Annotated in this window: 16 protein-coding genes; 6 read left to right on the forward strand and 10 right to left on the reverse strand. The window is 47.5% G+C overall.

Features of this window, described 5'->3' with window-relative positions; genetic code table 11:
- Position 1: 1 nt before the first annotated feature.
- Positions 2-685 (reverse strand): response regulator transcription factor, encoded by a 684-nt coding sequence (locus D8Y20_RS02715; protein WP_121541595.1) that lies wholly within the window; start codon positions 683-685, stop codon positions 2-4.
- A gap of 61 nt (positions 686-746) precedes the next feature.
- Between D8Y20_RS02715 and D8Y20_RS02720 the strand changes: the two genes are divergently transcribed.
- On the forward strand, positions 747-1,328 hold the full coding sequence (locus tag D8Y20_RS02720) for an NUDIX domain-containing protein (protein ID WP_121541505.1): 582 nt from the start codon (positions 747-749) through the stop codon (positions 1,326-1,328).
- 68 nt (positions 1,329-1,396) lie between these two features.
- Positions 1,397-1,678 carry a pyrimidine/purine nucleoside phosphorylase gene (locus D8Y20_RS02725; protein WP_121541506.1) on the forward strand — a complete coding sequence of 94 codons (282 nt, stop codon included), beginning with the start codon at positions 1,397-1,399 and terminating at the stop codon, positions 1,676-1,678.
- A gap of 36 nt (positions 1,679-1,714) precedes the next feature.
- Here the strand turns inward: D8Y20_RS02725 and D8Y20_RS02730 are convergent, their stop codons facing one another.
- The 6 genes from D8Y20_RS02730 to D8Y20_RS02755 all read right to left on the reverse strand — a co-directional run bounded on the left by D8Y20_RS02730 (position 1,715) and on the right by D8Y20_RS02755 (position 6,378).
- Positions 1,715-2,308: a 2-hydroxychromene-2-carboxylate isomerase gene (locus D8Y20_RS02730; RefSeq protein WP_121541507.1), complete on the reverse strand. Its 594-nt coding sequence runs from the start codon at positions 2,306-2,308 to the stop codon at positions 1,715-1,717.
- Positions 2,301-2,789: a PaaI family thioesterase gene (locus D8Y20_RS02735; protein WP_121541508.1), complete on the reverse strand. Its 489-nt coding sequence runs from the start codon at positions 2,787-2,789 to the stop codon at positions 2,301-2,303. Before D8Y20_RS02735 ends, D8Y20_RS02730 begins: the two co-directional genes overlap by 8 nt.
- Positions 2,790-2,966: 177 nt before the next feature.
- Complete coding sequence (gene bioD / locus D8Y20_RS02740; RefSeq protein ID WP_121541509.1) at positions 2,967-3,614, reverse strand: dethiobiotin synthase; 648 nt, start codon at positions 3,612-3,614, stop codon at positions 2,967-2,969.
- A complete protein-coding gene (bioC, locus tag D8Y20_RS02745; RefSeq protein WP_236075210.1) occupies positions 3,615-4,526 on the reverse strand; it encodes a malonyl-ACP O-methyltransferase BioC in 912 nt (303 codons plus the stop codon). It abuts the gene before it with no gap.
- A complete protein-coding gene (locus tag D8Y20_RS02750; protein ID WP_121541511.1) occupies positions 4,508-5,242 on the reverse strand; it encodes an alpha/beta fold hydrolase in 735 nt (244 codons plus the stop codon). Before D8Y20_RS02750 ends, bioC begins: the two co-directional genes overlap by 19 nt.
- The gene (locus tag D8Y20_RS02755; RefSeq protein ID WP_121541512.1) at positions 5,239-6,378 is read right to left on the reverse strand and encodes an 8-amino-7-oxononanoate synthase; all 1,140 of its coding nucleotides are present in this window, start codon (positions 6,376-6,378) and stop codon (positions 5,239-5,241) included. The genes D8Y20_RS02750 and D8Y20_RS02755 overlap by 4 nt, the downstream gene beginning before the upstream one ends.
- 10 nt (positions 6,379-6,388) lie before the next feature.
- Here D8Y20_RS02755 and D8Y20_RS02760 point away from each other — a divergent pair, with 10 nt between their 5' ends.
- Genes D8Y20_RS02760 through can form a run of 3 tightly spaced genes read left to right on the forward strand, consistent with a single transcriptional unit; the run spans position 6,389 to position 8,074 of the window.
- Positions 6,389-7,144, forward strand: a complete 756-nt coding sequence (locus D8Y20_RS02760; protein WP_236075211.1) for a ComF family protein — start codon at positions 6,389-6,391, stop codon at positions 7,142-7,144.
- A 9-nt stretch (positions 7,145-7,153) separates the two neighbouring features.
- Positions 7,154-7,411, forward strand: a complete 258-nt coding sequence (gene grxC / locus D8Y20_RS02765) for a glutaredoxin 3 (protein WP_121541513.1) — start codon at positions 7,154-7,156, stop codon at positions 7,409-7,411.
- 3 nt (positions 7,412-7,414) lie between these two features.
- Positions 7,415-8,074, forward strand: coding sequence for a carbonate dehydratase (gene can / locus D8Y20_RS02770; RefSeq protein ID WP_121541514.1), 660 nt, complete (start codon positions 7,415-7,417; stop codon positions 8,072-8,074).
- A gap of 207 nt (positions 8,075-8,281) precedes the next feature.
- Here the strand turns inward: can and D8Y20_RS02775 are convergent, their stop codons facing one another.
- The 3 genes from D8Y20_RS02775 to D8Y20_RS02785 form a co-directional block, all read right to left on the reverse strand.
- Positions 8,282-9,340, reverse strand: coding sequence for an adenylate/guanylate cyclase domain-containing protein (locus tag D8Y20_RS02775; RefSeq protein ID WP_121541515.1), 1,059 nt, complete (start codon positions 9,338-9,340; stop codon positions 8,282-8,284).
- 418 nt (positions 9,341-9,758) lie between these two features.
- Positions 9,759-13,148, reverse strand: coding sequence for a transcription-repair coupling factor (gene mfd / locus D8Y20_RS02780; RefSeq protein WP_121541516.1), 3,390 nt, complete (start codon positions 13,146-13,148; stop codon positions 9,759-9,761).
- Between the two features lie 28 nt (positions 13,149-13,176).
- On the reverse strand, positions 13,177-13,794 hold the full coding sequence (locus D8Y20_RS02785) for a response regulator (protein ID WP_121541517.1): 618 nt from the start codon (positions 13,792-13,794) through the stop codon (positions 13,177-13,179).
- Positions 13,795-13,945: 151 nt separating this feature from the next.
- Here D8Y20_RS02785 and D8Y20_RS02790 point away from each other — a divergent pair, with 151 nt between their 5' ends.
- Complete coding sequence (locus D8Y20_RS02790; protein WP_121541597.1) at positions 13,946-14,254, forward strand: helix-turn-helix transcriptional regulator; 309 nt, start codon at positions 13,946-13,948, stop codon at positions 14,252-14,254.
- The last annotated feature ends 42 nt before the right edge of the window (positions 14,255-14,296 follow it).

Raw genomic sequence — 14,296 nt, forward strand, 5'->3', positions numbered from 1 at the left:
GTTAGGTTGGTGGAGAATTATCGCTAAGCAGATACCCCTGACCACGCAAGGTGTGTAGCAGCGATATTTCATGACCTTTATCAATTTTAGAGCGCAAATGACTGACATACACATCAATAACATTACTTTCCGGATCGAAATTCATATCCCATACATGCTCACCAATCAGGGTGCGAGACAAGACTTTATTGGGATTACGCAATAGGTATTCCAACAACGCATATTCTTTGGTGGTCAGGCGAATAGGATTATCATTTCGTGTTACCCGGCGACTGATGGGATCAAGTGACAGGTCGGCCATGCTGAGTACTGGAGATTTGTTGTCGGACTGACGACGCAACAGAGCGCGAACGCGTGCAAGCAGCTCTTCAAAGGCAAATGGTTTGGGCAAATAATCATCAGCACCAGCATCAAGACCGCGTACTTTATCCTCGACAGAATCGCGTGCAGTCAGCATCAATACGGGCGTAGATACTCCGCCGGCGCGCAGTTCACGACAGACCACAATACCATTTTTCTTAGGCAGCATAAGGTCAAGAATGATCAAATCATAATCATTGACTGAGCCTAAAAATTCACCATCTTCGCCATCATAAGAGACGTCAACAGCATGTCCTTCTTCCTTTAAACCTTTCTGAATAAAGTGGGCTACCCGTTCTTCATCTTCAACAACCAGAATCTTCATGCGGCTTACTGTATCATTGATGGATAGTGTGCGGGAAGGATTATCAGTGTGGAGGTTCGGCATGGATTATAAAATACTCAAAAAAGATCGGGTATATCAGGGTTTTTTTGGCATGGATGAATATCTGGTTGAGCATGATCGATTTGATGGGGGCTCATTGCAAATAAAACGCGAAAACATGGAGCGTGGCGATGCTGCAGCCATTCTATTATATGATCCCAAACAGGATGAGGTGCTATTATTGGAGCAGTTTCGTATTGGCCCTGCTGCGCGCGATGATAATCCATGGTTGACAGAAATTGTTGCAGGCATGGTAGATCAAGGTGAAACTGCTGAGCAGGCCGTGATTCGCGAAGCAGCAGAAGAATCCGGTTATATTCCTGCTCAGGTCACATTTTTAGGTCGTTATTATACGACCCCTGGTGCTTGCTCTGAGCGTATCGATCTGTTTTTTGGCCTGGTAGATAAAGGTAAGCAGGCTGGTGTTGGTGGCGGCTGCGATGCTGAGCAGGAAGATATTCGCACGCGTTGGGTTTCACGTGAAACTAGTTTGGAGTTGTTGGCTGAAGGAAAAATTGCTTCCGGTGCACCGATGCTGGCTTTGATGCTGGCCTTTGGTTGGAAGGGTGTAATCGACGTATAGATGAACACGGGCGCTTGAACTGAGGGCATAGTGTTTTACAGTGCTGCAACTATTGATGGGAGTCACAGATGTTTAAAACCAATGAATACTTCGATGGAAAAGTAAAATCCATCGCATTTGAAACAGACAAAGGCCCGGCTACTATCGGTGTGATGGCGGCAGGTGATTACGCCTTTGGTACATCTACGAAAGAGATTATGTCGGTTACCTCCGGTTGCCTTGAAGTGAAATTACCAGGTGCATCGGAATGGGCTACGTACAATGCGGGTGATGAATTTGTTGTTGAAAAAGATAACACATTTGACGTTCGCTCAGTTGGTCAGACCGCCTATCTTTGTCTTTACTTGTAACACTATTTTTATCTAAACAGTTCCAATACCAGTGATTTAGCGTTTGGCTAGATCGCATGAACGGGCCAGAACATTCATATGATCAAGGCCAAAGAAGAGTTCCGGTCGCGCAGATGGTGTATGCAAAACAAATGAAGGGACACCAAAGGCACCTGTTTTGAGTGCTAGTTTGGTGTTCTCTTCAAAGGCATCGCTATCAAGCTTCAGCCATTGTCGAGGTAAAGCACTGCTTTCAATGATCTCTGTTAACCACGTCTCCCCTTTCATATCTACGCTACCTGACCAAATAGCTTCGAATAAGGTCACACAGAATCGGGTACGTTGATCCCCTTCCAATGCTCCGGCGATGCGCATGGCAGGTCTGCTATCAAATGATCCGGGACGAATCATTTTGAAAGGTTGTTCCAGATATGTTGCCCAGCGTTTGAGATCGCGCAGAGAATAGAGCGCTTTATTTTTCACAGAAACGGGAGAGATATTACCAGACTGTTTCATGAGCCTGGGTAAATTGACTGGCAGCCAATGGAATGTAACCTCATGTTGGATTTCAAATGATTTGATCTGTGTTGCAGCTAGATAGCTGTAGGGACTGATAAAATCGAAATAAAAATCAATAATAGGTTTATTCATGGTGACTAAGGTAACCCTGTGGACGAATTGCTACGCAATTTTTTATTTCGGTACAAACCTTTCCATCATCGCGTATATACTGCATTTTAAAACATGGTGTGGAGCGTCCGTGTGTTTCCAGATCCTGTCTAATGGTCTGTTCAAGTGTTTCATCAAAATCAAAATGTAAGGTCAGATGAGAATTGCCGATGCGAATAAAATGAAGCTCCAGTTTTTTTGTTGCAACGCGATAGCCCGGAAATTTTTTCAAACAGGCCAGTGCCGGAACAGGATCGGCAAGGCTCGCCTGATAACCTCCGTACATATTGCCGGCAGCATTGGCGGATGCCCAGTTCAACGGTAGCCGAATCCGCAAGCTACTCCAGTCATCTGATATCGTTAGCACCTTAGCGCGCATTAGAAAAAAAGGAGGAAATAACTCCAGACGTCGTTTGTCTGAAAGAAACGTAAGTTTTTTTAACAGAAGCAGGCTATTGCGCACAGATCCTCCGTGAACGATGAATATGCTTATCTTGCCAGCGGACGCATAGCGATACAAACAGGGTGTGAGTTTGAGATATGAAAAAATAAATATTTTTCTGTTTGCTAGGCTTCGCCCTACTTTTTATCGAGCGTAAAGAGACCTTTTTAGTGGAGAGTTGATCGGCTGAAAGGAAGTTCAGTTCAGAGAAACTTCAGAGTCGTAATTCAGACTGTAAACCTGGCAATTAGCATTCAAGAACGGTTCTACAGCTTTTCGGGTTGGTGTGATCCAATCGTTATACACTTTTTGTGGCGCATTGAAGAAGATGCGAGTGGGTGAACGGCCCATCTGTTTGAGTTGTTCCAGTGTTAACAGGGTTTGATTGATGGCGCCGAGTTTGCATCCAACAACCAGCCATACTTCTGCATCGGGGGTCGCTTCAATCCAGTCGGAGACTAGCCAGTTGTCGGTGATCGGAACCATCAGCCCCCCCACTCCTTCAATCAGGCAGGTATCGACATGATCAGCTTCTTTTTTGCACCAAGTGGTGAGCTTATCGGTATCTACAATCGCATTTTCTGCTGCGGCGGCTTGTGAGGGAGCGGCGGGCATGGCGTAACGGAACAGGTTGATTTTGTCTGCATCGTTGAAGCCCTGAGCCGCAAGTAGAATTTCAATATCATCATTCAGTCCGGCTTCATTTAAACCGCAGGCGATGGGTTTGAGTGCTTTGGCAGATATGCCCTTTTTTAACAGCGCACGAATTACTGATGCTGTAACCCAGGTTTTTCCAGCATCGGTATCGGTAGCAGTGATGAAAATGGTCTGTTTTGAACAACTCACTTAGAGACCATCTGTGCGCACATCACCATCGGCACGAATGGGAATCATATTGTCGCGGTGTTCATATCCTGCTTCTTTGTACCATGCCTGTGCATAGAGCGCTTCGAAGGTGGCACGAATACGACCATCATCATTGCGGTGTTTTTCGCTGTATTGTTCTTCCAGTTTGCGAATAAGTGCACGGCCATAGAGGCCGCTTTTGCGACCGCGAATAGCGGAAGCAGATGCGCCCAAGCCTTTGAGTTCACGTACCAGTGAGATGGTATCCGGGTACGTTAAGGTAAACAGATCAGCATCGGTTACCGGCATTTCAATGGCTACTTTCATCATTGAATCACCCAGGCTCATGACATCGGGGAATGGTAGTACCAGCCCGGCATTGACCGGATCAATTTCTGCCAGCGTTTGGCGTAGTTCAAACAAGGTGCGGCGGCCAAAGGTGGAGAAGAGCATCAGTCCACCCGGTGCGAGTACGCGGCGCATCTCCGTCATCATATCGGCAGGATCGGCAATCCACTGCATGGCTAAATTGGAGCAGACCAGATCAAAACTAGCATCTTTGAACGGCATAGCGGTGGCATTACCAATGCTGTGCAGATGGCGGCCATGCCATGGCATTCGGCGGTTGTGGGCTTTGCGGGTGGTATTGACCATCGAGTCAGAGAGATCAAGGGCGGTGATTTCAGACTTTTTATATTTATCACGCAATAGACGTGTGAAATAACCAGTGCCACAACCGACATCGAGAATGCGCTTAGGTTCCAACTTGGTGAAATTCAGGTGCGCAATAAGGCGATCCCCTATTTCACGTTGCAGCACTGCATGTTCATCATAACTGTCTGATGCGCCGGAAAACGAGCGTTTGACCTGATTGGTATGGATATGGGATTGATTCACTGTTGTTGCCACCATGTGTGAAGTGTTTGGTTAAACGCTGTTGCCTGCGTCAGAAAGGGCGCATGGCCGCAGTTGTGAAAGAACTGTTGCTGTGAAGCGCATTGCTTAGCCAGCCAATGCGCTGCCTGAACGGGAATCACGGCATCGCTATCGCCATGCATGAGCAGTGTGGGTTGGGTTATCTCTGTTGCAGTGCTGCGCAGGTCGAGCTGTTCGAGCAGTGCCAGACCAAGCTCCAGTCCGGACTGACTGACTCTGTGTTTCCGATTTACCGCAGCTTTGGCTATGGTATTATAATCACTGCGAGTGATTGCATCACCGTGCAACATCAGTGCAAAAAAGCGATTCAACGCCTTGGGAGAACCAGAAGAGAGTGCCTGCCTGAAACCTTCAAATAGTTCATCGGAGCTGCCATGTGGCCACTCATGTGATGCCTTGAAACGTGGCGTGGTGGAGATCAGCGCCAAGGCAGCAATACGCTCAGGGAAAGCTGTTGCAATCTGCATGGCAAGCATACCTCCGAGTGACCAGCCAACCAGCAGGCAGGGGTGCTCGGGCAATTGTGCGGCGATGGTATCCACCCAGGTATCAAGTGGTGCGTCGGCTGCTCCGCCGTGGCCGGGTAGATTGAGAAACAAGGCATCGGGAAACAGTGCACGCTGCTGATACCAGACCTGTTGCGATTGGGCCCAGCCATGCAGGAATACGATGGGGATATTGGATGCCGTCATAGTAAACCTTTCAGACAATCGGTGAGCAGCTCAATCTGCTCACGCGTGTGGTTTGCGGTGATAGTAAAGCGCAGGCGAGCGGTGCCTTCAGGTACTGTGGGGGGGCGAATAGCCGGCACAAAGAATCCGGCTTCGCGCAGCTGCATGGCCATCTTCAGTGCCGCTGCATCGCTGCCAATGACCAGTGGTTGAATCGGACTATCAGAAGCCATGAAGCCGAAATCTGCCGTGCGCCGTTTAAACAATGCCAAATTCTGTTGCAGTTGCCGGCGCTCTTCACCGCGTTGAATAAGTAGCAAGGATGTTTCTGCCGCAGCAATCAAGGCCACAGGCAAGGCTGTGGAATAAATCATACTGCGTTGACGTTGGCGTAATCCTTCAATGATTTCATGATTGCCCAGAATAAAGGCGCCGTAAGAACCAAAAGATTTTCCAAATGTGCCGACCTCAATCAGGCGGGACTGGTTCTCAATATTACAAACAGCGGTAATACCCTTGCCATCAGGGCCCATGCAGCCAATGCCGTGGGCATCATCGATGATTAAGAGGGCATCATGTGCTTCGGCCAGTGCCAGCAGATTGGTGGGGCTTGCTGCATCACCATCCATACTGAAAATTCCATCGGAGACAATGATGCGGCGCTTGGCAGGGTGTTTCACCAATAACCGTTCGAGTTGCGCGATGTCGAGATGAGAGAACCGATGCACAGCCGCACCGGAAAGTCTGGCTCCATCGACCAGAGAAGCATGATTAAGGCGGTCAGAAAAAATATGCGTGTGGCGATCTGCCAGTGCTTGCAATAGCCCTATATTGGCTAACATGCCTGAACCTACGAGGAGACAGGCTTCAAAACCTTTCCAGTTCGCCAGCTTTGCTTCCAGTCGATGCATCATGGGATGATCACCGGATACCAAGCGCGATGCGCCGCTGCCAACAGATTCCGCACAGGCGCCTTGTGCTCCCATACAGACAGCTGTGTGTGTACTTAATCCCAAATAATCGTTGCTGGCGAAATTGATTAGCGCTGCATCATCGACATGAATCATTACGCCGTCTCGTCGTGAGGCGAGAAAGCGGCGGCTACGATGAGCACTGACATCAGCAAACCAATTGCGTGCGTTTAACATATCCGGCATGCTGGTAGGCATGGAGAAGCTGTCAACCAAAGGAAGCCGTTTGGTTAACCGGATGCGGGATGTTGTGTTTCCTCCGGTCTGTCTTTTTTGTAAAAAGGCAGAGCGGGATGGGGCATGCTGTTGTAGCCGCTGTTTGCAGAGTATTCATGTTTATGCGCATGATTGTTGTTTGGCTTGCGGGGTTGAACTGCCTGAGTCCTTAGCGCCGGGGCCATGTGGCCACTGTTTGCAACATCCACCGCCACAGTCGCAAACCCATAGCCTGTACCAATATAACGGGCCGGTACGGGATGCGGTTTTGGCCTGGAAGCTGCAAGGCGATGATAGTGCAGTGCGTTGGTTGGTGCAGCAGGCCATGCCGCGCTTGCGAGAAAGTATTGATGAGCATGCGCTTTTGTTGCCTGTACCCATGCCACTATCTCGCATGCGCAAACATGGTCAGCATCACGCTGCCAATATGTGTCGCTGGCTGGCGGATGATATTGGATGCGCATGGGACTGGCGTATATTGCGGCGCATTGGCGAACAGCCAAGGCAGTCTGCTTTGAGCGGAAGCGCGCGGCGAAAAAATTTACGTAAGGCTTTTGCCCTTGCAGCCGACTATGAGCAACGTTGCCTGGATATTTCCCCTACTCCGAATGCAGTTTGGTTGGTGGATGATATTGTAACGACTGGATCAACATTATACTTTGCCGCTAAAACCTGTTTGGATTTGGGCATTACGGTGAAGGTGTTGTCGCTGGCACGTACATCATACAGAGGATAGGTTTTCGATATGGCAAAGATAGAAGTATATTCAGGGGATTTCTGCCCCTATTGCGTGAAAGCAAAATCACTATTAAAAAAGAAAGGTCTTGAGTTTTCAGAATATAATGTGAAACGGGATATGAAACGTCAGGCTGAAATGCAGGATCGTGCCCCAGGTTCCCGTACGATTCCTCAGATTTTCATTAACGACCGTCATGTTGGTGGTTGTGATGATTTGTATGCATTGGAAAATAGAGGTGAACTGAATCAGTGGTTGGAATCATAATCTATGTGTGATCCGGGCACGCTGTTAGAGAATAATCGACACTGGTCGCAGCAGCAGTTGGTAAATAATCCGGATTTTTTTAAACACCTTTCAGCACTGCACAGCCCCGAGTATTTCTGGATAGGCTGTTCCGATAGTCGTGTGCCAGCTAATGAAATCGTAGGGTTGGAATCAGGTCGTGTATTTGTGCATCGTAATGTGGCTAATCAGGTACACCATACGGATCTGAATTGCCTATCTGCAGCGCAATATGCAGTCGATGTGCTGAAGGTGAAGCATATTATTATTACCGGGCATTATGATTGCGGCGGGGTGAAAGCTGCGATGCAAGGTCAGCATCATGGTATCGTGGATAACTGGATTCGCAGTATCCGTGATACCTATGTGCTGCATCATGATGAGTTGGATGCCGTGCATGAATCAAAGCGCATGAACCGTTTATGTGAACTGAATGTGATGCGTCAGGTAGAAAATATCTGCCATACCCGAATTATTCAGAATGCATGGGAACGCGGTGATCCCTTATCTGTGCACGGCTGGATTTACAGTCTGAAAGATGGCTTGTTGCATGACCTGAAAGTAACGAAAAGCGCGCCGAAAGATGTGGCCCCATTGTATCGGATCACTCCGAGCGAAGGCAGTTCATGGCCGGTATCGAGCTAAATCCTTTCCTTAATGCAGCAAAAACATGTTTAAATTTTATTTTTTCGGGTGATATACCCATGAATGTGGATCAGTGATGGATAAAATATGATCGCAATGATTTGATCCAGGCGATCCTGTAACAGCATTGAATGTTAATAACTATTTGATGGGTGGAATATTTAATGCGTTCCTTCTAATTCATAGTGTTAGAAGGAACGCATTAAATTATTTGTTGATATACATTGCCACGTCATCAACTTCTTTCTCTGCATATGCGAATGCCTCTGGTTCTGACAAAAGATTGTATGCATGTTTTGAAATACAAATGTAGTCCGGTGTACCATATTTTTGAAAATGCCCGGCAATATCAAGCACATGATCACACAGCGTTTCCAAAGGCATGTTTTCATCATAAGCAACTTTACCCGAATTAATGCCACAACGAATGTGAAACGGTTGCTGAATGGTGCGTTCCTTATGATTAAAAGGTTCTAAATCGGCAAGAATTTGTTTGGCTGCCCCGACAGCCCCATCAGCGCTGGGAAAGCAGCACATGACTCCATCTGGAGTCCAGGCTGCTTTGAGGTAGCCGTGGTGTTTAAATGCGGCCTCTACAAGCTGATTATAATGCTGGAAATCCAACTCTGCATCGATGGCCTTTTCTCCTTTTTTCATGCCTGTGGAGTCAACAACATCAATAGATAGGAAGGTGAGTTCCCTCTTCATCTCTTCAAGGCTACGGTGAACCTGACCATATAGATCAAGCATTTCCTGTCTGCCCATTTTATTGTTTTTTACAAGTCCCTTCAGATTAGACTCCAGTTTTACAAGCCCCTTGGTATCCATTGAATCACCATCACCACTTTTGGCAGCTTCCAGCTTCTGAAACACTCTTCTAAGTTTTAGATATTTTATATGATCACTGATCGTTTCAGTGATGAGATTTAGAATATAACGCACCACAAAAACGCCTATAATAATGACAATCTGCGGGATAGTTACGCCATTCACGGTTAGCACGTGCAACTGACTCAGGAAGGGTAAATAAAAATCACGAAAACCTGATTCTAGTTTGAGAAAAAACTGTACAGTCTCATTGTCTGCGGGGATAAATGTAATGGCATAAAATGCCAACAAGGCCAGCCCGAAGAGCATGAGTAAATATTTTAATATTTCGCCTATATAATAGATGGGAGGCAAGAGCATCAATAAAGGGAGGGTAAGGAATCGAGGTAATACGAACATATTCGCATCTTCTGCGTCTTTAATTTCTATTTCAGTCATGATGATATTCACACCTTTTCTGTATTATTGAGGATCGATATCGTCTAAAATAGCTACAATACAATACCGTGATCTGCCGGATTTTTATCAAAATCATTTGAAATACATCGCCTTGAACCAATATACCAAGCCAGTTTCTCCACCTGCTCGCTACGATTCGCTCTGGCCCGACAGAATCCCGAATACTTTATAGCAGGTTACATGCTGATTGCAAGCTCACAGGCACTGCTGCATGTATAAACTATAACCCAAAGAGGATGGAAAGAAGTGCTTGATTACCTCAAAGAAAGTCATCGCAACGAAGTATTACGTGCCCCTAAGTGCTCTTTATCGCTGTCATCGATGCGTTATGCCAGCTCACCTATGTGGTATATTGTTAACTTGCTGGGTTCCTTTAAATCGAACCGGATGTATTGATTTAAGCCAACAGCTCATCAAGGAATGCGATACATGATTTGAGCTGATCACGTTTATCGGCTGAAGCATGTAAGAGCGTTAAATTACCATCCGGGGTGAGACGGAAACGGTTGGGTTCACTTTGTACGCGTATCATCAATGCGGCCGGGTCAATGGTTGATTCAGCGGTGAAGTTGAGGCGGAAACCGCCGCCATTTTCATAACTGCCAATGCCACGAATACCGGATAAGTATAGTGCTTGGGCACGCCAGCGCAGGCGGGCTGATTCCAGACAGAATTTGGCTTCATCCGGCATGCGTCCGAAGCGGTCGGTCATCTCCTCAAACAAGAGAATGACCTGTGCATCATCTTCTGCCCGCGAGATACGGCGATACAGATTCAGGCGTTCACCTGATTGTGGCATATAGTCCGGAGGCAGGATGGCATTGATGCCCAAATGTAGTTCCATGGGCTGGTTGGCTTTCACTTTTTCACCGCGCGCTTCAGAGACAGCCTGGGTTAACATATCCAGATACATATCCAGACCAATCTCTTCAATTTTACCACTCTGTTCGGCACCGAGTAGATTTCCGGCCCCACGAATTTCCATGTCCTGTCGGGCTAGTAAAAAACCTGCACCGAGTTCCGTGTGTTCAGCAATCGCCTGCAAGCGATCACGTGCGTCCGCTGTCATGGCACGTGCATCCGGGGTGAACAGGTAGGCATAAGCCTGTCTGTGGCTGCGCCCTACCCGCCCGCGAATTTGATGCAGTTGTGAGAGGCCAAGCAGATCAGCCCGTTCCACGATCAGGGTATTGGCATTGGGCACATCCAAACCTGATTCGATAATCGTGGTACATAAGAGGATGTGAATACGCCCTTCATAAAAGGCCAACATCTGCCGGTCAAGTTCGGCCGGGCTCATCTGACCATGTGCGACACCTATTTCCGCTTCCGGTACATCCTCTCTTAAGCGTGCAGCAATGCGTTCGATGCTTTTAACGTGGTTGTGTAGATAATAGATCTGACCACCGCGGTAGAGCTCGCGTCTGATCGCTTCTGCTGCAATATGCGGATCGAAACTTGATACCATGGTGCGAATCGCTTCACGCTCTGCTGGCGGGGTACTGATGATTGATACCGTACGCAGTCCGGAGAGCGTTTGATGCAGGGTGCGCGGAATGGGCGTGGCAGTGAGTGTAAGTAGATCGACACTGGCATGTAGTGCTTTGAGTTTCTGTTTATGTTTTACACCAAAACGTTGTTCTTCATCAACGATGACCATACCAATGTCTGCAAATGTAAATTGATCAGATAATAGTCGATGCGTGCCGATAATGATGCGAATATCACCGTTGGCTAGTTCACGGGTGATGCGATCAGCTTCTTTTTTACCCTGCAGACGCGAAATAAGATCAACTTTTAGACCTGTACCGGCATAACGTTCGGAGAAACTGCTGAAATGTTGATTAGCCAGCACGGTCGTTGGTGCAAGCACAGCGACTTGTCGGCCGGATTGGGCGACGATAAAAGCAGCACGCATGGCGACTTCTGTTTTGCCAAAACCGACATCACCGCAGATGACACGGTCCATCGGTTTATGGTGGGTTAAATCACGTAAAATGGCATCGATACTCTCGGCTTGGTCATCGGTCTCCTCAAAAGGGAAACGGGCTGCAAATTCATCATAGGCATCAAGCAGAGGCCCCTCAATGGGATAGGGTTCGCGCTTATTACCACTGCGTGCCGCTTCAACTTCGATCAATTCATGGGCCATGGCAAACAGATCATGTTTGACCCGTTCGCGGGTACGTTTCCATTTTTCAGAGCCCAGTTTATTTAGTTTAGGAGACTCTTCACCGGTATAGCGATGCAAGCGCGCCAACTCTTCAACCGGTACAAAAATACTGGCTTTCTCGGCATATTCGATCTTGATGAAGTCGGCCAGATCACCATCTTCATCAATACTTTCCAGACCCTGATAGCGGCCGACACCATGATCTTCATGTACAACCGGATCACCAATTTGCAGCTCTGCGAGGCTGGAGAAGATATCGGCATGTATGACTGATCTGTTACGGCTACGTCTGCGTGGCAGGTGTTGCCCAAGCAGTTCACGCCCGGTCAATATCAGCAGTTTCTCTTTCGGAATGGCAAAACCACTATCGAGATAGCCGATGGTGGAAGAGAGCGAGAGATCATGACAATTTTTTAAGCGTGTTTGCACGACAATATCAGATGCCAGTTCACCACATGCTTCAATCATGCGTTCCTGCTGTCCCAAACCGTGTGCAATAAGGCATAGTTTCCAGCCAGCCTGCAACTGTTTTTGTAACAGGCTGCGCATGGCATGCAGTGGTTGGGCGCGGTCAGTGTAATCACTCAATGATGGGGCAGGAGCAAGCTTTAAATTCGGCAAGATTTTGGCTTTTAACGGTGTCTCAACGGCATACAACTCTTGCGGGCTGATACTTGGTTCAGCACTGGCGCGAACCATTTCAAACTGGGCACGCACCTGTTCCGAAAAACCATGGCGCTGCTGTTCAATATCGTGATCAGCATAAAGCTGGTAACCCTCAGGTAAATAATCAAGCAAGCGTGCCATCTGCTGATACGCCAGCGGAAGCAGTGCTTCAATGCCCGGGTGAGGGCGGCCGGATTGCACTGCCGAGAGCATGGGATGTTTGCGTAAATGCGGGAACCGGCTACGAAAATTAGCGATAAAAGTGTCACGACCGGTTTTGTCGAGAATGACTTCACGTACGGGTACGGAAATGAAGTGATCTAGAGCTTCTCCGGAACGCTGATTTTCAGGGTCAAAACGGCGAATGGATTCAACATCATCACCAAACAGATCAATGCGTAGCGGCGTATCTTCTGTTGCAGGCCAGATATCGAACAAGCCGCCACGAGCAGCAAACTCTCCGGGTGCTAACACCCTGTCAGCCGGAATCATGCCTGCTTCAGCCAGACGTGTTTTAAGGCCAGAGACATCCAGTTGCATATTTACTTTTAATTGCCATACATGTGCGGCGACTGATTCCGGTGGGGCAATACGCTGCAACCAGGCCGGTAAAGCTGTTAATAGGATGCCTGTCGGGTTGGGGGTATTGAGTAAACGGCCGAGGGTGGCAAAGCGTTCACCAACGATACTGTGATGGGGAGAGACGCGATCATAGGGTAATACTTCCCAGGCAGGGAAACGCCACAACAAGGCTGGTTGATCCTGTAGAAAAAAACCAAGCTCTTCAGATAGCTGCCGATAACTGCGCAGATCCGGGCAAATCCAGACATGCAGTCCTGCTGATTGATTCGATTTGGCCAGTTGAGCCAGACGCCATGCCAATCCATTGAAGGGGCTGGCTGTTTGATTGGTCTGTTTGTTACCGGATTCAGTCGCTGTGCTATTCATAGGCCGGCGTATGCTGCCATGAGTGCGTTTACGTTTCAGCGTTTGTGTTTGTAGAGAGTGTTTGGCGATGCTTCTTGATTAAGCGGTTGATAAGTTCACTTGAATCGATGATACCTGCAATATGCTCTTTTGTTTGTTCCGAGGAGGCATTCATCAATAACAGTTCTGCGGTCATGATAATGCCGGTCAGGGCATTGTTCAGGTCATGAGAGAGTTCCTTGCAGAAGTTTTCCATGCGCAATTGAGCCTGTTGAGCCGCATTGTTGCTTTGCATATGTGCTAAACAGCTGTTCACTTTTAACGTGAATAGAGCCATGTTGAATGGTTTTGGCAAGAAGTCGTCAACCCCGGCTTCAATAAATGTTGCAACAGTTTCCAGGTCATCAATGCCTGAAATCAGGATGACAGAGATATGTTTTAATCGTTCATCTGTGCGCACAGACTTGAGGACTTCCATGCTATCGACACCGGGCATGATCATATCGAGTAGAATTACATCGGGTTGATGCTGGCGAATAATATGTTGTGCTTCGGTACTGTTGGCGGCCTGTAAAGCACTGTAGCCGAGCGCATGAATCATTTTAGCCAATATTTCGCGAATGATAATTTCATCATCCACTATAAGAATCAGAGGTGTTTCTCGCATATAGAACCCTTATATTGCTGTATCAAATATTTGCAGCTGCAGGCCGAACTGCATGTTAGTTTCAGTGTAATCCTTACACTGAGGGGCAATGATCAGAGGGTCAATTAAATAATAAATTGATTATATAATGAAAGTAGAATATATTTCGGCAATGAAGGAAATACCAGAAGATAAAGTAAAAGAAGCGAGTCAGGGCTTGAGAGCGATCGGGCATGAATTGCGCCTGTCTGTATTATGCCTGTTGCTGGATAAACCGATGTGTGTGCATGAGTTAATGGAAGCCACAGGGGCAGCCCAGTCTAATCTATCGCAGCATCTGGCGAAGATGCGCTTGTTAGGAATTGTTGAAAATGAGAAGCGAGGGCAACAAGTATTTTATCGCATTTCCAACCCCGCCTGGGAAGGTTTAGTAGAATCGCTAAAACAGATTTATTGCCCTGAAATGTGCGTCCAAAGCTGAGAGTAAGGAGTGAGACATGTCTGTGCGCACTTATATATTAGA

This window comes from Mariprofundus sp. EBB-1, from assembly GCF_003665155.1.
GTDB lineage: Bacteria > Pseudomonadota > Zetaproteobacteria > Mariprofundales > Mariprofundaceae > Mariprofundus.

Coding starts and splice junctions, on each gene's coding strand:
- grxC (WP_121541513.1), top strand. CDS start 7,154: ATGGCAAAGATAGAAGTATATTCAGGGGATTTCTGCCCCTATTGCGTG.
- D8Y20_RS02715 (WP_121541595.1), bottom strand. CDS start 685: ATGAAGATTCTGGTTGTTGAAGATGAAGAACGGGTAGCCCACTTTATT.
- bioC (WP_236075210.1), bottom strand. CDS start 4,526: ATGGTGGCAACAACAGTGAATCAATCCCATATCCATACCAATCAGGTC.
- D8Y20_RS02775 (WP_121541515.1), bottom strand. CDS start 9,340: ATGACTGAAATAGAAATTAAAGACGCAGAAGATGCGAATATGTTCGTA.
- mfd (WP_121541516.1), bottom strand. CDS start 13,148: ATGAATAGCACAGCGACTGAATCCGGTAACAAACAGACCAATCAAACA.
- D8Y20_RS02720 (WP_121541505.1), top strand. CDS start 747: ATGGATTATAAAATACTCAAAAAAGATCGGGTATATCAGGGTTTTTTT.
- D8Y20_RS02790 (WP_121541597.1), top strand. CDS start 13,946: ATGAAGGAAATACCAGAAGATAAAGTAAAAGAAGCGAGTCAGGGCTTG.
- D8Y20_RS02755 (WP_121541512.1), bottom strand. CDS start 6,378: ATGCCGGATATGTTAAACGCACGCAATTGGTTTGCTGATGTCAGTGCT.
- D8Y20_RS02750 (WP_121541511.1), bottom strand. CDS start 5,242: ATGACGGCATCCAATATCCCCATCGTATTCCTGCATGGCTGGGCCCAA.
- D8Y20_RS02725 (WP_121541506.1), top strand. CDS start 1,397: ATGTTTAAAACCAATGAATACTTCGATGGAAAAGTAAAATCCATCGCA.
- D8Y20_RS02760 (WP_236075211.1), top strand. CDS start 6,389: ATGGAGAAGCTGTCAACCAAAGGAAGCCGTTTGGTTAACCGGATGCGG.
- can (WP_121541514.1), top strand. CDS start 7,415: ATGTGTGATCCGGGCACGCTGTTAGAGAATAATCGACACTGGTCGCAG.
- D8Y20_RS02730 (WP_121541507.1), bottom strand. CDS start 2,308: ATGAATAAACCTATTATTGATTTTTATTTCGATTTTATCAGTCCCTAC.
- D8Y20_RS02785 (WP_121541517.1), bottom strand. CDS start 13,794: ATGCGAGAAACACCTCTGATTCTTATAGTGGATGATGAAATTATCATT.